Source organism: Leeia oryzae DSM 17879 (genome assembly GCF_000376945.1).
Taxonomy (GTDB): Bacteria; Pseudomonadota; Gammaproteobacteria; order Burkholderiales; family Leeiaceae; genus Leeia; species Leeia oryzae.
Window position 1 is genome coordinate 116,654 of sequence record NZ_AQXU01000019.1, and the last position, 21,472, is coordinate 138,125.

16 protein-coding genes are annotated in these 21,472 nt (G+C 53.8%); 9 read left to right on the forward strand and 7 right to left on the reverse strand.

The window, feature by feature from the left end:
- Positions 1-3 precede the first annotated feature (3 nt).
- Positions 4-4,947 (reverse strand): CHASE domain-containing protein, encoded by a 4,944-nt coding sequence (locus F552_RS0106240; protein ID WP_018150872.1) that lies wholly within the window; start codon positions 4,945-4,947, stop codon positions 4-6.
- A gap of 395 nt (positions 4,948-5,342) precedes the next feature.
- On the opposite strand from F552_RS0106240, the gene F552_RS0106245 reads away from it, so the two are divergent.
- The 3 genes from F552_RS0106245 (at position 5,343) to F552_RS0106255 (ending at position 8,892) form a co-directional block, all read left to right on the forward strand.
- Positions 5,343-7,196, forward strand: coding sequence for a gamma-glutamyltransferase family protein (locus F552_RS0106245; RefSeq protein ID WP_018150873.1), 1,854 nt, complete (start codon positions 5,343-5,345; stop codon positions 7,194-7,196).
- Positions 7,197-7,641: 445 nt separating this feature from the next.
- On the forward strand, positions 7,642-8,082 hold the full coding sequence (locus F552_RS0106250) for a GNAT family N-acetyltransferase (RefSeq protein WP_018150874.1): 441 nt from the start codon (positions 7,642-7,644) through the stop codon (positions 8,080-8,082).
- Between the two features lie 84 nt (positions 8,083-8,166).
- A complete protein-coding gene (locus tag F552_RS0106255; RefSeq protein WP_018150875.1) occupies positions 8,167-8,892 on the forward strand; it encodes a GNAT family N-acetyltransferase in 726 nt (241 codons plus the stop codon).
- Positions 8,893-8,924: 32 nt separating this feature from the next.
- Here the strand turns inward: F552_RS0106255 and F552_RS0106260 are convergent, their stop codons facing one another.
- Together F552_RS0106260 and F552_RS0106265 are read right to left on the reverse strand one after the other, a co-directional pair.
- Complete coding sequence (locus tag F552_RS0106260; protein WP_018150876.1) at positions 8,925-9,284, reverse strand: hypothetical protein; 360 nt, start codon at positions 9,282-9,284, stop codon at positions 8,925-8,927.
- 384 nt (positions 9,285-9,668) lie between these two features.
- A complete protein-coding gene (locus F552_RS0106265; RefSeq protein WP_018150877.1) occupies positions 9,669-9,995 on the reverse strand; it encodes an H-NS histone family protein in 327 nt (108 codons plus the stop codon).
- Positions 9,996-10,730: 735 nt separating this feature from the next.
- Between F552_RS0106265 and F552_RS0106270 the strand changes: the two genes are divergently transcribed.
- From F552_RS0106270 to F552_RS0106280, 3 genes are read left to right on the forward strand one after another with little or no spacing between them, the layout of a single operon-like run.
- Complete coding sequence (locus F552_RS0106270; protein WP_018150878.1) at positions 10,731-12,050, forward strand: EAL domain-containing protein; 1,320 nt, start codon at positions 10,731-10,733, stop codon at positions 12,048-12,050.
- 1 nt (position 12,051) lies between these two features.
- The gene (locus tag F552_RS18645; protein WP_018150879.1) at positions 12,052-13,257 is read left to right on the forward strand and encodes a methyl-accepting chemotaxis protein; all 1,206 of its coding nucleotides are present in this window, start codon (positions 12,052-12,054) and stop codon (positions 13,255-13,257) included.
- A 22-nt stretch (positions 13,258-13,279) separates the two neighbouring features.
- The gene (locus F552_RS0106280; protein ID WP_018150880.1) at positions 13,280-14,146 is read left to right on the forward strand and encodes a nitrate- and nitrite sensing domain-containing protein; all 867 of its coding nucleotides are present in this window, start codon (positions 13,280-13,282) and stop codon (positions 14,144-14,146) included.
- A 47-nt stretch (positions 14,147-14,193) separates the two neighbouring features.
- Here the strand turns inward: F552_RS0106280 and F552_RS0106285 are convergent, their stop codons facing one another.
- Positions 14,194-14,718 (reverse strand): hypothetical protein, encoded by a 525-nt coding sequence (locus F552_RS0106285; protein ID WP_026182446.1) that lies wholly within the window; start codon positions 14,716-14,718, stop codon positions 14,194-14,196.
- A gap of 358 nt (positions 14,719-15,076) precedes the next feature.
- Between F552_RS0106285 and F552_RS18650 the strand changes: the two genes are divergently transcribed.
- Both F552_RS18650 and tadA read left to right on the forward strand, forming a co-directional pair.
- Positions 15,077-15,361, forward strand: a complete 285-nt coding sequence (locus tag F552_RS18650; RefSeq protein ID WP_018150882.1) for a putative quinol monooxygenase — start codon at positions 15,077-15,079, stop codon at positions 15,359-15,361.
- Between the two features lie 45 nt (positions 15,362-15,406).
- Positions 15,407-15,922, forward strand: a complete 516-nt coding sequence (tadA, locus tag F552_RS0106295; RefSeq protein WP_018150883.1) for a tRNA adenosine(34) deaminase TadA — start codon at positions 15,407-15,409, stop codon at positions 15,920-15,922.
- A gap of 15 nt (positions 15,923-15,937) precedes the next feature.
- Here the strand turns inward: tadA and F552_RS0106300 are convergent, their stop codons facing one another.
- The 3 genes from F552_RS0106300 to F552_RS0106310 form a co-directional block, all read right to left on the reverse strand.
- Complete coding sequence (locus F552_RS0106300) at positions 15,938-16,753, reverse strand: IclR family transcriptional regulator (RefSeq protein WP_018150884.1); 816 nt, start codon at positions 16,751-16,753, stop codon at positions 15,938-15,940.
- A gap of 168 nt (positions 16,754-16,921) precedes the next feature.
- Positions 16,922-17,473 carry a Spy/CpxP family protein refolding chaperone gene (locus F552_RS0106305; RefSeq protein ID WP_018150885.1) on the reverse strand — a complete coding sequence of 184 codons (552 nt, stop codon included), beginning with the start codon at positions 17,471-17,473 and terminating at the stop codon, positions 16,922-16,924.
- Positions 17,474-17,579: 106 nt separating this feature from the next.
- Positions 17,580-18,545: a DMT family transporter gene (locus tag F552_RS0106310; RefSeq protein ID WP_018150886.1), complete on the reverse strand. Its 966-nt coding sequence runs from the start codon at positions 18,543-18,545 to the stop codon at positions 17,580-17,582.
- A gap of 329 nt (positions 18,546-18,874) precedes the next feature.
- Here F552_RS0106310 and F552_RS0106320 point away from each other — a divergent pair, with 329 nt between their 5' ends.
- On the forward strand, positions 18,875-21,265 hold the full coding sequence (locus tag F552_RS0106320) for a bifunctional diguanylate cyclase/phosphodiesterase (RefSeq protein ID WP_018150888.1): 2,391 nt from the start codon (positions 18,875-18,877) through the stop codon (positions 21,263-21,265).
- The last annotated feature ends 207 nt before the right edge of the window (positions 21,266-21,472 follow it).

Sequence of the window (21,472 nt, forward strand, 5' to 3'; positions counted from 1 at the left end):
TGGTTAGGCGTTATCCAGTTGGTGCAACCAAGCGATGGCCGTATCAAATTCCAGTCTGGATACGGCTTGGGCGACTTCTTCAAAAGTAGCCGCCATCGGCGTACCTTCAAATTCGGGTTGCAGGTTTTGTACGTGCTTTCTGGCAATACTCATGTGTTTTCTCAAGGCATCTTCCAGTGCGGCCAGTCGCGGCCTTAACGCATTCAGGTCTACTTGCCGGACGATGGTAGCAGGCTGCATTGCCGGTTCGTTTGCGATGGGTGCAATGACCTCAATGACGGCAATCAGCTCACGGTTAAATGCCGCTATGTCTGCATTCTGGTCTGTTTGCAGGGCAACTTCAAGTTCACGCGAGACGACCTGCAAGCGGTCTGCGCCAATATTCTGGGCCAACCCTTTGACGGTATGCACCAGCCGGATGGCTTCTTTGGTCTGGTAGTGTCCCAGATAAGCAGAAAGCCGCTCGGGTGCAGTCGCAAAGTCATGATAAAAGCGCACCAGGATAGACCGCAGCAGACGCCAGTCATTCTCCAGTCGCATCACGGCCTGCTGCAGGTTAAGACCCGGCAGCGTGAATGGTGCCATCCGTGCCGTCGCCGTCTGGGTGACGGGCTGAGATTGCGTTTGCGCATTATCCGGTAGCCAGCGGTTCAGTACCGCCATCAGCTTGTCTGTTTCTACCGGTTTGGACAGATGGTCATTCATGCCGGCAGCTTCTGTGGCCAACTGGTCTTTCATCATGGCCGCTGCCGTAATGGCAATAATCGGCAAATGTTGCCCCTTGGGGGTCTTGCGGATCACTTGTGTTGCTTCAATGCCATCCATCTCCGGCATTTGCAAATCCATCAACACTAACTGGTAGTCGTGCTGGGCGACTTTCTGCACGCCCTCCAGCCCGTTATTGGCAATATCCACATCGACACCCAGTTTTTTGAGCTGGTTGGCCACAATCAGCTGATTGGTAGCGTTATCTTCTACCAGCAGAATACGGGCACCCGCAAATCTGCTTGCCACAATGGTTTGTCCCAAGCGTTGAACTAGCGTGCTGGCATCGGCTTGTTCTGTCTGGATGGTGAACCAGAATGTGCTGCCTTGCCCTGGCTGACTATGAACGCCAATCTCGCCGCCCATCAGCGCCACCAGGCGTTTACAGATGGACAAGCCAAGGCCGGTACCGCCAAATTTGCGTGTAATGGAAGTATCCGCCTGGGTAAACGGGCTAAAGAGTTTGTGGATGTGCTCGTCGGTCAGGCCAATGCCGGTATCGCGGATCTCGAACCTTAATGTCAGCGGCGCCTCGCTGGCTGGCAACGTACTGACATGCACGGTTACCTCTCCGGTGGTGGTGAACTTGATGGCATTGCCCACCAGGTTGTTGAGAATTTGTCCAAGACGTAATGGGTCTCCTTTGATGCAGGGGGGGACCTCATCCGCGATGGACATGGTCAGCGAAATCCCTTTGGACATGGCATCACGCACAAACAGGGCTTTGGCGGCATCCAGCACCCCGGGCAGCGAGAGGCTGGTGTTTTCCAGCGCAAGTTTATTGGCTTCGATCTTGGAGTAATCCAGAATGTCATTCAGGATACCCAACAGGTTTTTGGAGGATGACTGGATTTTCTGCAGGTAGTCGAGTTGCAGGGGATCCAGCGGTGTATCTGCCAGCAACTGGGACAAGCCGATCACCGCATTCATCGGGGTGCGGATTTCATGGCTCATATTGGCCAGAAAATCACTCTTGGCCTGGTTTGCCGCATCGGCCGCGTCTTTGGCTTCCTGCAAGCGGGTATTGAACTCCATCTCCTGCGTAATGTCCCGGTTTACCCCAACCATGCGGATGGCTTTACCCTGCGGATTTCGTTCAATGGTCGCGACTGATTGCAAATGACGGTGGCTACCATCGGGCAGGATAATGCGGAAATGCAAGTTAAAATCTGTGCCTTGCTCGATAGCCGATGTGATGGCGGCGTCTACCAGAGTGATATCGTCCGGATGAACCATCTTGTGCCACAAGTCATATACAAGGCCGCTCTGCTGTATATCTGGCGGTGTCTGGTATAGCTTGTGCATCTGTTCATCCCAGATCAGCGAATTATCCTCCAGGCTCCATTCCCAGATACCATTCTCTGCGGCCAGGTTGGCAACAGACAAGCGTTCGGAAAGCCGTTTCAGCGTATTTTCCTGTACCTTGCTTTCTGTGATGTCGGTGGCAATGCCCAGAAAACCGGTGATCTGATCATTGGCATCGCAAATGGCAGAGACACTTAACAATACTGGAATGTGATGGCCATCTTTGTGGACATAGGTCCATTCATGGATATTCGGCAGACCGCGTCTGGATTTGACCACAAACACCTCAAAACCCGGTTCCAGGGTAATGCCCAGTTGCTGACCAAACTCCTGTGCTCTGGAGACAACTTCTTCCCCCAGATGAAAATTCGCCGGGCTGTGCTGGTGAACCAGCTCGCTGGCCTGATAACCCAGCAGTTTTTCTGCCGCCGGGTTAAAAGAGGTGATGATGCCTTCCGGGTTGGTCGAGATAATCGCCGAGGCGGCATTTTCCAGTACGCCGGCGTTAAAGGCATACAGCTCGGCAAGTTCACGGTCGGCCCTGAGCTTGTCGGTCACGTCTTCGATAACGGCCAGGCTGCGTATGACCCGGCCTTGCGCGTCCCGCTCTGCAGTGGCAGACAGCAAGACATCGATGATCTCGCCGTTTTTCTTGACCATCTGGTAGCTGATACTGTTACACATACCGGACTGATAGAAGGCGGGTAATACGATGTCTTTGGCGTATTGCCGTGATGCAGGCGTCAGAAACTCAGAGGATGCATGATTGATGACCTCATCCCGCTGATATCCCATTTTTTCCAGCCACAAATTACTGGTATTGATGATGAGCCCTTGCGCGTCGATAGAGTGCATCATGGCGGGCGTAGATTCATAAAGCGTCCGGAACTGGTTTTCCTGTTCCTGCAACAGGGTATGTGCCTTGGTCAGATCTTCTGTTTTCACCCTGGCGAGATGTTCAGCCCGCTCCCGGGTAAAGGCCAGCGCCCGCACCATGGTAAAGAGCAGCAGACTGGTCAACGTGCCAGCGATAAAAAGGATCTGCGCTTTTTGTCGGTCAATCTGGGATTCGAACGCAGCATTGGTTGAAACCTTCAGTAACCAGGTTTGACCATACAGCGGGTGAATGACCTCGGTTCTGAGCGAATTTGAAGACAAACGTGCATCTGGCTGACCGAATAGTCGCTGCTCAGGGTCTGCACGACTGCCAGAGTACAGTTCGATGTTCATCTGGGTAAAGTGATCGCCCAGAATCCCTTGCATCAGATCATTCATGCGAAACGGGCTATACACATAACCGATAATCGCGCGCCTGCGCTCCGCTACCGTATCCGCAGGCATATCGGGGCGATACACCGGCAAAAACAGCAATACCCCGCTCTGGGCATTGGTCTGTGCATATTGCAGTAACTTCAGGCGTCCGGTTAGTGCCGGTTTGCCACTGTCTCTTGCCTGTATTAGCGCTGCACGGCGGACGGGTTCAGACATCAGGTCAAAACCAAACACGCGCTGGTTGCGTTCGTCAAACGGTTCCAGAAAGGTGATTGGCGCATATTCCTTGCGCTTGCCAGCCGGAAAGACCCGGAATTCCGGGAACCCTTCATGTCTGACGGATTGTTCCAGTGCTGCTAATGTATTTTCTGTAATGTGCGGCACAAAGCCGAGCCCTTGCACACCCGGAAACATCTTATTGAGTGCCAGGGCAGAGACATAGTCATGCCATTCCTGACGCGTGACATTTCTTTGGGAAACCAGTATGCCGCGCGCGCCATACAGGGAGTTCATGTAGATTTGCATGCGTTCATCAATTCGGTCTTCTACCTGATGCACAGCATTCTGGAAGTTGGTATTGGCCCGAAAATCGGTTTCTCTGGACACCCAGTGCCAGGCAAAGAAAACAACACACAAGGCTGCCAATAGTGCGCCCCATGGGGCGGCAATGTCCCGTATGCTGATACCAGCTTTTAGGCTGGCATGCTGCTGGCGTTCATGGATATCGGCCGTCAGTATCAGCGCCACACAGGCACAGAGAATCAGAAACACATCCAGCAGGATCAGCGAATCATTGAGGTTGGCGGAGGCAAAGGGCCCAGAACCCTTGATGGTGCCGGCAACGGCAAACATGCTGATGAGCAGTACGCCAAAGGTTACGCCGCGAGCGCCAAGCCAATATGCCATGACAGCCAGAATCGGCATAAACGCAAACAGACTGAATCGGAGTAACGGATAGCTGGCATTCTGACTCTGGAAAATGAATACCGCCATTGCAACCGGTAGCGCATAGACAACGAATGCACCAAAGCTGGATAACGCAGACGGGCGATTTTTCTGTTCGCGGCGGCACCAGGCCAGACACAGTGGTACGATCAGCAAAGCACCGCTGACATCCCCTAGCCACCAGGTCTGAAACACCACTGGCATGATGCTGATGGGGATCAGATGACTCGTCGTCAGGGATAACACACCCATGCCGGCGCTTAGCAGGCATGCGCCCAGAATGGCTGTAATCAGGATGAATGCCGCCTGCAGGCTACCGATGCGATGGGTGGTATGGGCGTATGTTTTGATGAACCAGGCAGCGAAGAGTGCCTCGGCCGTATTACCGGCCGCAATGCCGGCAGACGCCAGCCAATGGGCCAGCGTAAGGGTATGCGCATTGTCTTGAAAAGAGGCCAGGTTGGCCAGCAATGCCCCAATGGCAACAGCAGGCCAGTAACGGATGCCAAACGTCAGCAACATGGCCATGGCGACTCCGCTCGGTGGCCATACCGGAGAGGCATTGGTTTCTGCAAATGCCAGTAACAGGCTGCTGCGGGCAACCACAAAATAAAGCAGTATCAGTCCGAGCTGAATGAGAGGCGTTCGCTTGGTCTTCATCAGGATTTTCCCCTCATGTATTGCTGCATTATTATTGTTTGATGCCAGGTACGGTGGATATTTTTTATATTTTTGTCATAACGTAACCCGGGCAGCAAGATAACCGTCTTGTTACCAGCAAGCATAAGGCTTGAGGTTAGCGCATTGACTTGATAGTGGTCAATAAATGCCTTGTCTATAGCCGGTTTTTCGATATTTTGCTTGTCAGACTCTTGCTTGCTACTGGGGTTGGCGTATCAGCGATTGTGCCATTGGCAGACAGGCTGTCTGCTAAATGACTGTCCGGTTTTTATGTCGGGAAATAGCTGTGGCTGACCATGCCATTATTTGTCAGCCAGGCGGGGAAAAGCTGCATGCCACGCAAATCAATCGTTTTGAAACAAAGGGGGGAGTGTATGCCAGTCATCACCGGCTTTACGTCAGAAAGCATGTCATTTCGCCGGCGGGCCATGGTGCTCACGGGTCTGTTGCTGGCAGGGTTGTGCCATGCCGCACCATTAAACTACACCATACCCGACACCCAACCGGAAATTGCATCCGGCTACCAGGCAAAACCGGGCTGGCTGACTCAAAAATATGCAGTTGCGGCAGCTAACCCGCTGGCGACGGATGCCGGGCGGCAAGTGCTGGCCGCTGGCGGTACCGCCATGGATGCTGCCGTGGCTGTCCAAATGGTGCTGGGGCTGGTTGAACCCCAGAGTAGCGGTATTGGTGGCGGGGCTTTTCTGTTGTACGGCAAGGGACAGCAAGTCAGCGCGTATGACGGGCGAGAGGTGGCGCCCGCCCGCGTGAATGAACGCCTGTTTCTGACGGCAGATGGCAAACCCATGGCCTTTAATGACGCGGTGGTCGGTGGTCGGTCGGTTGGTGTGCCAGGCGTGGTGCCCATGCTGGAAATGGCGCACAAAGCCGAGGGGCGCCTGCCGTGGGCAGACTTGTTTAAACCGGCCATCATGCTGGCAGAGCATGGGTTTCCGGTCAGTCCGCGGCTGTATGCCTTGCTAAAGGCTGACCCCTTCCTGAAGCAAGACCCGGTCGCCGCTGCGTATTTTTATCAACCGGACGGCGATCCACACCCGGTTGGTTTCATCCTGAAAAACCAGCCGTATGCCGATGCGCTCCGCCTGATTGCAGCCAAAGGGCGTCTCGTCATGCAAACCGGACCGATTGCGAAGGCCATGGTGGCCAAAGTGCAAGGGCACCCGACCAACCCCGGCACCTTAAGCCTGAGTGACCTGGCCAATTACCGGCCAGTCAAGCGCGAAGCCTTTTGCAGTGACTATCAGGCAAAGGCGCATGAATACCGTATTTGCGGCTTTCCACCGCCCAGCAGCGGGGCCATTGCCATTGCCCAGATTCTGGGCATGCTGAGCCATACCCCCGCCCGGGACATCCCCTTGCCGCAGGCGGGGGCAGAAGCCGGGCTGCCGACTGCCGAATGGCTGCATGACTATACCGAAGCCTCACGCCTGGCTTTTGCCGACCGTGCCAAGTATCTGGGAGACCCGGATTTTGTCAGCCCGCCCGGTGGCAGCTGGTACGCGCTGGTTGCGCCGGATTATCTGGCGGCAAGGGCAAAACTGATTGGCGAGAACAGCATGAGCACTGCCTTGCCTGGCCAACTCGGGACAGAGACAGTGGCATTAGGCATCGCGGCTGCCCAGCCCGAATACGGTACCAGCCATATCAGCATCATCGATGCAGAAGGGCACGCGCTGAGCATGACCACGACGGTCGAGGCTCAGTTTGGTGCCCGGCAGATGGTGAATCCTTTTGGTAAAGGGGTAGGCGGCTTTTTACTGAATAACCAGCTGACCGATTTCAATTTTGTCCCCAATGATGATGCCGGTTTGCCAACCGCCAACCGGGTACAGCCGGGCAAGCGCCCCAGAAGCTCAATGAGCCCGACCTTGGTGTATGACAAGCAAAACGGCCAAGTGGTGGTGAATACCGGCAGCCCGGGCGGGGCGCTGATCATCCATTTCACGGCCAAAACCTTGTACGGCATGCTCAACTGGGGGCTGGATGCCCAGTCTGCCATCAACCTGCCCAACTTTGGGGCAACCGGTACCCCTGTACTGCTGGAGACGGGCAGGTTTCCGGTAGGGACGCTGGATTGGTTAAAGGCGCATGGACACGAGGTAAAAGAAATCGAGATGACCAGCGGCTTGCAGGCGATTGGCCGTACTGCTAATGGGTTGTCTGGCGGGGCCGACCCGAGGCGTGAAGGCGTGGTCATGGGGGAGTAGGGATGAACGGTTGCCAACGTTGACAAGACTGACCACTCATCGGCTAATGGCTATAAACGATTGCATTTTGCCCATGACCGGCCTAGACTGAAATCGTCATCTCAGTAGATGACATATGTAGACTTCTTGCAATTAGAAGCCAGTTTGTAACTGTTTTAAATGTAACTTGTAACCGTGTTATTGGTAATGTTTGAATGGTAATAAGCTGTAAAGGGCATTCTTCGGAATGCCCTTCGCTTTTTGTACTTCCCGTTTTGATGATCGGCATGGTGTATCGCTATTGGCCATGCTGCCATGTACACCTCATCGGCATGTCTGCTGATTTAATCCTGTACCAAATCCCTGTTACAAAATTGGCTCTATTGCATCAACCATTTTTGGCTCTATAAATGGTGCCATAAAGGCTTTACCATCCATGTCATGCCCGATAAAAATGGAGACAGACATGCAGATTCGAATGGTAACGTCACAAGACTTTGACCAATGGTTGCCTTTGTGGAAAGGCTATCAGACCTTTTATAAGGTGGATCTGGCCGATGAGGTCACACAGCAGACATGGCAACGCTTTCTGGACCCGGCAGAACCTATGCACTGTGCGGTAGCAGAAGTGAATGGCGAGCTGGTGGGCATGGTGCATTACATTTATCACCGTAGCTGCTGGACCATGGGTGACTACTGCTATTTGCAGGATTTGTTCGCCGTGCCGCAGCAACGCGGCAAAGGGGTTGGCCGCGCACTGATCGAACACGTCTATGCAGCCAGCAAGGCGGCCGGTGCGGCCCGGGTATGGTGGCTAACGCACGAAACCAATGAAGAGGCCATGAAGCTGTACGACCGGATTGCCGACAAGAGTGGTTTCATCCAGTACCGCAAGGTGCTGCCTTGAGCATATGTCTGGCTTGGCCGCAAAATGAACCTGATCGTATCTGAAATCGTACTTGAATGTATTTGAATACCTGGAAAAGCAACCATGAAACATCAGCTTAACGCATACGGGCAACCCATCGGACTGGATGTCCCCCACTGGACACCAAGACCATACCCGTCCGGTGATACCTTGCAAGGCCGCTATTGCCGGCTGGAACATGTAGACCTGGTTCGGCATGGAGATGACCTTTTTGCCGCCTACCAAGCGGCAACCGATGGCCGTGACTGGACGTATATCCCGGTAGGGCCGTTTACGGACAGAGCCTTGTTTGCGCAGCACCTGCAAACCATTCAGGCTTCCAAAGATCCGCTGCATTATGCCGTGATCGATCAGCAATCCGGCAAAGCGCTGGGTACCTTGTCCCTGATGCGGATAGACCCGCAGAACGGGGTGATCGAGGTAGGGTTTGTGGTGTATTCGCCAGCCCTGAAACACACGCGCATAGCCACCGAAGCCCAGTACCTGCTGATGGCATATGCGTTTGATACGCTAGGTTACCGTCGTTACGAGTGGAAGTGTGATGCGCTCAACGCGCCATCCCGTGTGGCGGCAGAACGTCTGGGCTTCCGGTTTGAAGGGGTATTCCGCAATGCGAGTATTTACAAGGGCCGCTCGCGCGATACCGCCTGGTATTCGATCACGGATGCGGAGTGGCCAGCGGTCAGACACGCTTTATGCCAATGGCTGGATGCGGCCAACTTTGATGCAACAGGCAAGCAGAAGCAGGGCTTGAGCCTGTTGATGTCGCAACGCGACGCCAGCGTTTAACGCTGTCTCTACTGCAAGCGGGAGGTGCCAGGTTAACCCGCCAAAGAAAGTGCTGCTGGTTTGCCGGACGGATTTTTCAGGCCAATCCGGCGATTCACCTGTACTGCAATCCCGAAAGTCTTGAGCGCCTTTTCCGGTTTGGGTTGTGCCTGGGGCAAAGGCTTTGCCTGTGGCAAAAAACAGAAGTAGCCATTCAGGCAGAGGGATTCTATGGCTTGTGTGCTGCGCAGGCAATCTGGCAGGCTGATATCCCGGATGTGACTTTCATAGACATAAGCAAGTTCGTCCAGATGAATGGACGCTTCTTGCGCCAGTATCGACCGGTCCAGACCTGGTCGGACAGCCACCATGAATGGCTGGTTGCTGGTACTGTGATAAAGCTGTATCCGCATGCTGTGCTCCAGACCAATGCCTTTTACTGTCTGCAACTTAAATGCTGATGATCAGTAAGGTACTGGTCATTGATTACCAATGACATGTGTCGGATGATACCGGGCGGATATTACAAGAGAGTGTCAGCACGAATTACCATCAATTCGTCTGCTGGCTGGCGGTGGCCGAAACGCATTAAGACGTGGCAAATAAAGACAACGGCGGTTAATTACCCTGGCCGTCTGGATGAACAACACCAGTAAACGCCACGCTATTTTGCGGCGCGTTTACTGGTGGGTATTGCACAATCAAATCACGATCAAATCATCTTATGCCATCACATGACATGCCATGCAGGCGCATGCGTGATATATCGGTGGCATGTCTCGATGTTAATGCGCTATTCAGATCGCCATATCTGATTCTTTTTTGCCGCTGGCAATGGCGGCTTCAAACCATTTCGGTTTTCTGCCTTTTCCGGTCCAGGTTTGAGAACGGTCAGCCGGGTTAGCGTATTTTGCAGCAGATACTTTGGCCGGTTTGCCTGCATTCTTCTTGTTCAGCAATGAGGAAATATCATCGACATTCATGCCAAGGCTCTCTGCCTTTTGCTTGATGGTATCCAGCAACGCACTGACTTCAGATTGTTTACGGTTTTTGACTTCCATATCAATTTGCTCGCGCAGGCTGGTCAGTTCATCAAAGCTGAGTGTGGCTAAATTAATGTTCATGTTTGTCTCGTTTCCATATTTTTGTGTGAGCGAAGCCGCTTGCCATTCTTCTAATGGGGGCCATCAAGCATATTTCAACCTTTTTGCCATTAGAAGGACGTGTCATTCATCGAATGCATGCAAACAGCACTTTACCGATGCGCAATTTGACCGGTCTCGGGAATTACCCATACAGGGGACCGGGTCAATTTCTTGTTATTAAGAATAGGTGTCTAAATCGCAAAGAAAGTTCATTTCCAGTTTACGCTTTTTAAAAATAAATTTCATTTCCCTGAAAGACAAATTTTTTCCGGCACTTGAATTACATCTTTCCCAGACCGCATAACGGGCCCATTTCTGCTTTTGCCCAAATACACACCATCATTATTCTGGACACTGATCGATAGAGGCATATCGCTCATGAAGTGCATCGCTACCTTGGTTGTTATCCGTTAGCAGGGTTAATCGAACCTCAATGGCCACAAGAAGGCACAACTGCACCACGGTGAAGCAATGCTGCACCGCAATGCAGCAAATGACCGCCGGCATGATCGGGCTGGCAAACGGGCGACGGGTTGCAAGTCAAGCCCTGACGCCTATATAGGGTTTTTTCATCGCTTTCTTATACAAGTGGCATGCAAATTGCTTTTTCAGGGATAAGGAATTCGGGTCAAAGGCGGCCCTTTGCAATAGAACAATGGCGTTCTCCGGGGATTTACCCCTGGCGAGCGCTTTTTTTTTTAGAGGATAGACAATATGGAATATACGGCCAATGTCTTGCCGCAAAGCGTGAGCCCGCTATGGGGTGCGCGCCATGTCCGTCCGCTTGTGCCGGACATGCCTGGCCAGCCTCCCTTGGCGGTTGTCTTGCAGGCCATGCAGGAAGAGGGGGGACGAGCGAAAGGCATGTTCCGTCATCTGCGCATGGATAGCGGGTTTCAGCCAATTTATAGCTTGCCGCATAGTCGCATTGTCGGGCACGAGGCATTGCTGCGGGCCACGCAAGCGGATGGGATGGCGGTCTCGCCAAAACTGGCGCTGGAAATGGCCCGTACGGATGCCGAACTGGTGTTTGCAGACCGTTTGTGCCGGGCTGTCCATCTGCGGAATTATCAGATACAGACCCAGCCGGTGCATGATCAGACCTGGCTGTTTCTGAATGTCTCGACCGGTGTGGTGGCCCAGCGTCGTGACTTTGGCTCTTTTTTTACCGATCTGCTCGCGCATGCCGGATTTCCTGCCAGGCGGGTGGTGGTGGAGATTCTGGAAGGCGCGGTGCCGGATTTGGGTCTGCTGGCAGATGCCATTGCCTGGTATCAGCACTTGGGGTGCCTGGTCGCGCTGGATGATTTTGGCGCAGAAGCCTCCAATATCGAGCGGATCTGGCGTACCGCGCCGGATATCGTCAAGCTCGACCGTGAACTGATTGCCTCGGCAGAGCGTTCGGCCAAGGCTCGCAGGGTGTTGCCGGGTATTGTCGATCTGATTCACGAGGCCGGTAGTCTGGCCTTGATTGAAGGGGTCGAAACGGTATCGCAAGCCGCCTTGGCGATTGATGCCGGGGCAGATCTGGCGCAGGGCTACCATTTTGCCCGGCCGGCGCCTAATCCGCTACGCGAGGGGGATGGCGGTATCCGTGCACTGGCGGTGCAAAAAGAAATCTCGGTCGCCAGACAGCGTAGTGAACTGGAGCCCTACATGGCTGCGGTACGTCAGTCGGCCAAATGCTTGCAAGCACAGATGCGTCTGACGGATGCGTGTGCAGAGTTGCTGCGCCAGCCTGGGGTGGACCGCTGTTATCTGATTAACGAAAAAGGGGTACAGGTAGGGGAAAGCATCCTGCCCGCCGGCCAAGAACCGGCCGCTTCCCGGTTTGCACCGCTGGAAAATGCCGCAGGCGCCAACTGGTCTTCCCGCTCTTATCACTACTGCGCCATTGCCCAGCCGGGCGAGGTGCAAGTCAGCCGTCCCTATCTGTCGGTGGCCAATTCATGCCTGTGCATTACCTTGTCGCTGGCTATCCGGGTCTCGGATACGTTGAGCGTTTTGTGTTGTGATCTTAACTGGGAGGAATGACATGACTCATCTGCTGATCCATCCTGCCATGGCCTTGCTGCATCGCCTGCGTCTGCGGGGCAAGTTTTTACTGGTAGGCACCTTGTTTGTATTGGCCATGTCCGGCATGGCGGTTGCCAGCCAGCTGACCAGTATCGGGGCATTCCGGCCATGGCTAGAGGCAACCTCGTGGACGCTGGCCATTCTGGGGCTTTATGCGTTTGCTGCACTGTATCGGGTGACCATCACGACTGTGCAAGAAGTCTTGCAGACAGTGCAACGGCTGGCCGAGGGGGATCTGGTCGCCCGTGCCGCGGTAGACGGCAAGGATGAAATGGCCAAGGTGGCGATACGCCTGAACGAAATGGCGCGCGAGAACGGCAGGCTGATTGCCGATGTGCGCGGCGCGGCAGAAGAGGTCGCCAGCGCAGCAACCGAGCTGGCGCTGGCGTCTGGCCGGGTGTTGAACGGGGCGGCCACCCAGAGCGAGCTATCCAGTGCCACGGCCACCGCCATGACGCAAATCCAGAGCAATGTCGAGCAGGTGGCGGCCAATGCCAGAGACACCCAACTGATTGCAGATCATTCCGAAGTGCTGGTGCAGGAAGGCGTGACGATGGTGAGCCAGGCAGAGGCCGAAATGGTGGGTATCCGGGATGCCGTCATGCAGCTCTCGCAGCTGATTGCATCGCTAGGGCTCCGGTCTGGCGAAATTGGCGGCATTGTCGGGGTCATTCGGGAGATTGCCGACCAGACCAATCTGCTGGCCCTGAACGCCGCTATCGAGGCGGCCAGGGCCGGTGAACAGGGCAGAGGGTTCTCGGTGGTGGCAGATGAAGTCCGAAAGCTGGCAGAACGTACCAGCGTAGCCACGCGTGAAATCAGCCAGTTGATTGGCACGATTCGGACGGAAATTGATTCGGCAGTGCTGCGCATGGATGAGGGGCGTTTGCGGGCAGACCGCGGGGTGCTGCTGGCGGATCAGGCCGCCCGCTCGCTGGAGGGCATGCGAGAAGGGGTGCATCGTACAAAAGACCAGGTCAGTGCCATTGCCATGTCTACCAAAGAGCAGAGCGAGGCCAGTCGTAGTGCGGTCGATAACATGACGCTGATTGCCGGCAAAGCGCAAGAAAACCATACCGCCAGCAGCGAGGCTACTTCGGTGGCACGGTATCTGGAGGAGTTGTCTGCCGGTTTGCGTGCGGTTGCCGTGCGTTTCCAGATTTAACCTCAATTACCCAGGAGTTCACATGGAAACGGTCTTGATCAGTATCGGTTTGTTGTCTGGTGTGTTTGTGCTGCTCCACTGGTTGCAACGCAAACTGGCGCAGATGAGCCAGTTGCGTCGTCAACGCGGTTTGGGCGCGGTCAAGGCCGGCGTTAATCTGATGACCTGTGTCCAGCAGCATCGCGGCATGTCTGCTGCCCTGTTAAGCGGTGATCACAGCTTCAAACCACGCTTGCTGGGTATGCAGGACAAGATTGCCCAGGCCCTGAATCAGGTATCCGATGCACTGACCAATGCGCCAGAGCAAGGCATGGCCAGACGGCGCTTCTTGCAAATCCAGCAGGCATGGTCACAATTGCAGCAGCAGGTACAAACCCTGAACCCGGAGCAAAGCTTTAAGCAGCATACGGGGCTGATCCGGCAGGTACTCTATCTGCTTGGGGACATGGGGGAGCGTGCCGGTCTGCTGGAAGGCCACCGGTTGGCGCAAACGCAGTTGGCAGAAGTCTTGCTGCAGCGTTTGCCGTTGCTGGCAGAAAGCATCGGCCAGGCACGTGCGCTGGGCAGCGCCAGTGCCGCCAAAGGGGCTTGTGGTGCCGTCGGGCGAATTCGACTGGCGTTTCTGCTGCAGCGCATCCGGACTTGCCAAACCCAAACGGACATTGCGTTTGATTATCCGGCGCTAACCGCCTTGGCTACCCGCTGTAGCGAGAAGGTAGATGCCTTGCAAATGGTCATCTCAACCCGCATTCTGGGCCCGGATACGATTGACCTGGCACCGGATGCATATTTCAAGATGGCCACAGACGCCATTGATGCCTGTCTGGCGCTTTGGCAAGCTGCGGCCGGGCTGGTTGCAGAAGGCGATGGCATGGCGATGCAAACTTAAGGCCTTGTTCTGCCAACGATCTTGCCCATGCTTTGGGCGCTGAACTGTCAGGGGCGGTCAAGCTGTAACATGACACGGCCGCTGTCATCAAAACATGCAATACTCCTGCTTGCATCCGTTGTGCAGAACTGTTCGCGCCGGGCCTCCTCCATGCTACCGATTTTGACTTGGGTTCCGAGCCGATCATTCAAAAAAGCTTCTGCCCCAGTCGCACTATAATCATACTTATGATCAGAAAACGGATGGCATGTATTCAGGGATTCACATTTGAAATCAATGTATCTGGTTTGTTTCCAGTCGTTCGTCTCGGCGTCACGACTTACAGAGACAAAGATTTCTTTCTGCCCGCTTTTACATGAGACTGCGTCTTTTTTAATATACATTTTTTCGCCGTTGACACCTTCGGCTACGTCTTCCGTTGCGCAGGTATACCCTGCCTTTTTCAGGTTTTTGAAAATTGTGCCAGGTTTCATGAATACATTTACACCAACGAGTGTAATTGGACTTGTGCCTGCCATGACAGTTGTGGATAACGCTGCCGCAATAAGGAATAGGGCTTTGTTCTTCTTCATGATTTTCTCCATTTAGAGCAGAGTAAATTGCTTCAGGTACGCATTTTAAATAATGCAGGTGTCAACATGGCATTCTAACCTGGCGTGTACATTCAACATGTCGCTGTTCAGCATAAAATGGATAGCAGTTGCCCAAAAGTAATCAATAAAACGCCATGACTACACATGAGGTGCTAATCAGTCGAGTGCCGAATGTGATATGGCCGGAAATAATGCACAGGCCAACGAGGCTAACGATGGTGTGACGTCCTGTGCTAAATTCTGTGTCCGGTAGCCATGACAGATAACTCATGTACACCAATACTTGCTCATTACCGGAAAAGCGTACTCTGGTATTCATTAATGCTTTGGGATTGTCATGTATAAATTCCTGATTTCCATTCAGCTGCAACCCGGTACGCGCGACAAGATTCTGGCGGCTGCTGCACCCGTCCAGGCATTGACCCGGGCAGAGCCAGGCTGTATCGCCTATGACTTTTTTACTTGTACCGATGACCCGGACCGGCTGGTGTTTGTGGAATGCTTCAAATCCAAAGCCGACCATGAATACCATTGCGAGCAGGATTACACCAAAACGTTTATTGCCTTGCATGAACCGTTTCATGTTTCGCTGAGTTTTGAAACCATCAATATTCATGCATGAGTTCCTGTGTTAGATTTGGCGTCTGCCCCCATTAACTGATGAAACATGCAAGTCACTGATCCACTATCTCCCGCCGATCTGCCGGTCTCAGCATCCAGCCCATGGATGCTGGCTGCCATTGAATGCGCCCAAAAAGCCGCTGAACTGGGTGAAGTACCGGTGGGGGCTGTGGTGGTGAAGGATGGCGAAATTATCGGCAGGGGGTACAACCAGCCCATCTCCCGGCATGATCCGACAGCGCATGCCGAGGTAATGGCCTTGCGGCAAGCAGCCAGGTTGCTGGGAAATTACCGGCTGGTGGGGTGTGAGCTGTATGTGACGCTAGAACCGTGTGCGATGTGCAGCGGGGCGATTCAGCATGCCAGATTGGCCAAGGTGGTCTATGGGGCATCCGACCCGAAAACCGGGGCGTGCGGGAGTGTGCTGGATCTGTTTGCCCACCCGCAGCTGAATCATCACACCACGGTAGAACGTGGCGTGATGGCTGACGAATGCGTGCAACTGCTGAAAGATTTTTTTGCCAGACGGCGTGCAGAGCAAAAAGCAGCCAAGGCGCCCTGATACCCTTGCGGGTCATCAAACTCTGGGCTTGCCACCCAGCTTGTCGATCAGGTCCAGCAGTTTGGGCGCAATTTCATTTTCCAGAATGGCCTGATTCAGGCGGAATGCCGGGCCGCTGCAGTTAAGCGACAAGTGTGACTGGCCTGGCTGGCTGCTGGCCAGTGGCGCGCCAATGGCATAGATGTCGGGTTCGTATTCGCCCAGCGAAATGGTAAAGCCGTGCTCGCTGTAATAATCCATGGCGGCATTCACCGGTTTTAGCATGGCCGGCCAGCGCGCGCCGTAGTGCTCTGCCAGTTGTTGTAACGTGGCCTGACGTTCCGGGTAAGATAAGCCTGCCAGCCAGGCACGTCCGATAGCGGTGGTGGCCAATGGCACACTCGACCCCACATCGTGTTTGACGCTAACCCGGGCCGCCGCGCGGCAAGCCTCGATATATATCATGTTGTGGCCAGAACGGGCCGCCAGCGTGACAGACAAGCCGGTATCCAGCGACAATTCGCGCATCAGGGGCAGGGCCACCTGACGGATATCCAGCGTAGACAAAGCCGCATAGCCCAGACCCAAAACAGCCACCCCGGGACGATAGCGACCGTTATCCGGGTCTTGCGTCAGGTAGCCCAGTTGAAGCAGGGTATAGGTCAGACGGGAAATGGTAGATTTGGGCAGGCCGGTACGTTGTGCAAGTTCCTGATTGCCCAGCCAGGTATCGCCCGGTTTAAAAGCGCGCAACACCATCAGGCCGCGGGCCAATGCAGTCACAAACAGCCGGTCTTTGCTTTCTGATTCGACAGCATCACTGCCGTCTTCTTGCGGGATTACATCTGTCATTTGCGGAATTCCGTTTTGTTATGCGGAATATTAACAGCCGCAGGGCTAACCTGTCGATAGATGATCCATCCCCCTCCAAAAAGAGTAGGCCCGACGTGTCTTCAGGGAGAATTCGACACGCCGAGCCCCTCAATACAGATCAAACACAGGGTTATTTCATGGCTGCTCTCAGCCTTGATCAGGCCCTTTGCCGTCACGGCCATGCATGCGCTCATGCATCGGCGCACGCAACATCCAGATGACTTTGTCACCCAGTTTCGCTTTTTGTTCCGGGGTCAGAATGGCCAGTGCAGCCAGCAAGTTGGTTTGCTCCTGTTTGGAGACGGTATCCATCAGGGCCAGACGGGCCTTGCGGTTTGCTTCCAGTTTAGCGGTGTCCAGTTTGGGTGCTGCCAGCAACTGGCGAAATTCGTCATGCTGTTTGCGCATCTGGTCACGCAGGCTGGCAGAAGACGTACGTGCATCATCGGCCAGTTTTTTCAGCTTGGCCTGCTGGTCTGCCGTCATGCCGGCAGATTGCATCAGGTTGTCCATGCCATGCTGGCGGCGATCCATTTTTCTGTCCATGTTGCGGCCCATCTGGTCTGGTCCGCCTTGCCCGTCCATCATCGGGCAGTTCGCAGCATCCCGGGGGGCGGCATAAGACACGGTATAAGCGGCAGCCAGGCCAAGGCCGGCAACCACAAGCAATTTAGCCAAGGGGGATTTTTTGAATGTCATGCCATTTACTCCTTATAAGAGAAGGGTGGTCCCTTCATTACCTACAAGGCTAAATGCCAAACGTAACCAGATGATGTCCGGTTTGTAAAAAGTTGTTCAGATTGTGTCAAGACTGTCGCTTGGGTTCGAACAGCACAATGATGATGCCAAGTACCATCACGGCAGAACCAGACCAGAAATACGCAGGGGGGATTTCATCAAAGAAGACATAGCCCAGAATGGGGGAGAACAGTAACAGGCTGAAACTGCCGGCTTCGACTGCGCTGGCATCCCCGATACGGTAAGCCTTGATGTAGCAGATAAAAATGCCAAGGGTGCCAATCCCGGCCAGAAAGAACCAGCCCCAGGCAGCAGCAGGGAGCGCTGGCAAATGAAACCGGGTCAATATGCCAAAGACCACAAAGTTAGATGTGTAACTCCAGAAGATCATGGCTGCGGAGCGTTCTTGCGCACTGACTTTTTTCAGCACAACCCCCAGCATGGCTTCCGACATGGCCGCGGTCAGCGCCAGAACCGCGGCAAACTGCAAGCCGCCAAAATCCGGCCGCAAAATCATCAGCACCCCGATAAATCCGATAAATACGCCTATCCAGCGCAGCATGTGCGATTTCTCGGCCAGAAACAGCCAGCCCAGCGGCAGCATGAATAGCGATGCACTCATCAGAAACGCATTGGCTTCTGCCAGACTCAGGTGCGTGACCGCATAGGCATTACAGTACGCAGAAATGGTGATGAACAAGCCCCGCAGCAAATGCAGTTTCACATTGTTGGTCGCCACAATCTTGCCTTTGGTCCGCAAGATCAAGGGGGACATCATCAGCAGCACCATCAATGCCCGCCCGAATACCAGTTGGTCTGCGGCAAGGTGGTAAGTCAGCAGGACTTTATTGCAGGCCCCAACCAGCGCCCATGCCAGCATGGCACCCACCACCCAGATAATGCCTTGGGTGTTATGACTGAATCTGGATGCATTAAACAGTTTGGACATGGTCAGGTGAGTATCCGGGTAACGGGTCGATAGTTGATCAAACAATGAAAAACGGAATAAGCCGTATTTGTATGTTGTATCCATTGTAATGGGTTCGCAGGGTCAACAGCGTATTCGCCCAGAGCTTTTCATGAAAAAAATGTCACTTTTCTTCATGAAAACCACAAAAGCCATTTGCTGCATGCCTGGTTCGAACCCGATTTCTAACCTGCTGGCAGCATATCGAAATCAGGTTGTACAAATGATTTGAGGTTCACACAATTGAGCCGTTATACTCGGCAACCTGATCTACCGCAAAACAATTACCGGACAAGCCATTTATGATCTTGTTATAGATGCTTGTAACGGGCTGTTTCCTGAATTCCGGTAGGCCAATAGCAGAACAGAAATCGTGTCATTTCAGGCGTGAATGAATGTTAACCAAAACCCGGCAAGTCGTAGACAGTATCTCGCAGTACACATGGGGCAAACTCCATGCAAGGATCTTGCGTCTGATCGGCATTACGTTGCTGCTGACGGTGACGACAGGCGCGCTGGTGTCATGGTGGATTCTGGATTACCGCTTCAAGGCACTGGAAACCCAGCAGATCATGGGACAGCTTTCTGCCGCAGACGCGCTGGTGCAAGACCGTATTTCCGGCCTCTCCCGTGCCGCGGCAGATTACGCGCTGTGGGACGATTCCTGGAACTACATGACGGCCGAGAACCCGACTTACGATACCTCGACCTTTACCCCTGAAGTTCTGAAAAATCTGGATATCGACCTTTTCATGATGATCCGGATGGATAAATCCGTCCGCGTCGCCGTGGGCACCCCCACCTTCTTTTTATGGTCAGACAAGCCCGTTACCATTTCCAAGACGTTTCACCATCTGACCACCCGCATGCTGGGGAAGATCAACTGGCAAGACATCCAGATGCAGCTTGACCAGAAGAAACACGCTGGTCAATGGCTGACTGTCGAGCACCAGCAAATGCTGGTGGGTATTTCCCCGATCATGCACAGCGATGGCAAAGGGCCGCAAAGAGGCTATTTGCTGATGCTCAAAGTCATTACCCCGGCGCGGCTGGCGGCCATGCAAAAGTTGACGAACAGCCCCTTCCGGATTGTGCCGGTGTCATCGGTGCAAACATCGGGCGTACGCTTTGGCGAGGATACTTTTAATGCCGTCATGAGCACCGCGATTGCGCGAAACAGTGGCTATGCGCTGACTTATGCGGGCGAACGACCCTCTAACAAAGAGCGCTGGATTGCGTTTTTCCTGCTGCTTGCCAATGTGATCCTGATTTTTGCCGTGGCGACCGTCGTCATCATGACGGGGTTATCCCGGCTGGTTGTCAAACGGTTGCAGCATTATTGTGTGCAGCTGGGGCGCTATGAATCTGAAGGGCGCTCTATGCGCTTGCAGCATGAGGAGGTCGATGAAGTAGACAGTCTCGGACACCACGTCAACGACCTGCTGGCCAAGGTGGAAGACCATCATCAGCAGCTATCTTATGATGCCACGCACGACCATCTGACCTTGCTGGAAAACCGTATTTTGTTGCAGCAACGAATCGAAGCCGTCTGCAACCGCGCAGAGACATCCGTTGCTGGCATAGCGCTGATCCTCATTGATCTGGATTTTTTCAAGAACATCAATGATATCCATGGGCATCCGGCTGGCGATGACCTGCTGAAAGAGCTGGCACAGCGTTTATTGGCACTGTCTGGCAAATCGCATGCTGTGTCCCGGCTGGGGGGCGACGAGTTTGCCATCTTCATGCCACATGTCTACCGCCAGGAAGACGCCATGCTGCTGGCCGAAGAGATCAAGCTCCATTTGCAGAATGGTGTCATGGTGGACCAGATAAGCTACCGCATGACTGCCAGTATCGGTGTGGTGTTTATTGAAGGCGCCCATGTGGCCGAAAATTCTGCTGCTATTTTGCTCAAGAAGGCAGATATCGCCATGTATCGCGCCAAACAACACGGCCGAAATACCGTCATTCTGTTCGCAGACTGGATGCAGGCCCTGCTGGAAGAAAACAACCGGCTGGAGCTTGAGCTGATAGAAGCCATACAGCAGCGGGCAATTGATTTTTACCTGCAGCCCATTGTTGACATTGCCCATCACTGTTTAAGCTCTGTCGAGGTACTGGCCCGGTGGCCACACCCACGTCTTGGCATGGTCATGCCGGGGACTTTCATCCCGATTGCAGAGCAAGGCAGACTCATGCAAAAACTGACCCTGAGCCTGTTGCACAAGGTTTGTCGCCAATGCAAGCCACTGGTTCAGCAAAACCCCGGTTTGCGCATTTCCATGAACGTCTCTACACAAGAGCTGCTGGAAGAAGGTTTTGTAGAAGAGCTGGCCCTGATTCTGCGACAGCACGAGTTTTCTGGCGAATGGCTGAATCTGGAAATCACCGAGTCCTTGCTGGAAACCAATGAAAAAAACCTGATCGGGCCGATGAAATATTGTGCCGACCTCGGGATTCATTTCCATCTGGATGATTTCGGCACCGGGTATTCATCACTTGCCAGGTTGCATACCTTGCCGTTTACCACGCTCAAGATCGACCGCGCCTTTGTGTCTCGGCTGGGCTTCGAGGGCGACAGCATAGTAGAGGCCATTGTGAAAATGGCGCATGCGCTCTCGCTGAAAGTGGTGTGCGAAGGCGTGGAAACGCAGAAACAATATCAGCTGGTGCAGGCACTCTCAGCGGACGAGGTACAAGGTTACCTGTTTGCCAGACCCATGCCGGCGCATGAACTTCCCGCCTGGCTGGAGAGCTTTCAGGCGGAGAACCTGAGCGTCTGAGGTGACGGCAATACAGCTCACTTTTGCTTTCTGATTTTCAGGGGATATTAAACCTGGGGCTCGGCAAACCTCTGCCGTGATAAGCAAGGGAATGAAATCATGCTTGATGCTGGTTATTCAATTTAGAATATTTTCTTGTATATATTCGATTATATAAACTCATATATTTTTTTAATATGCATATCTTTCTTATTGTAAAGATATCGT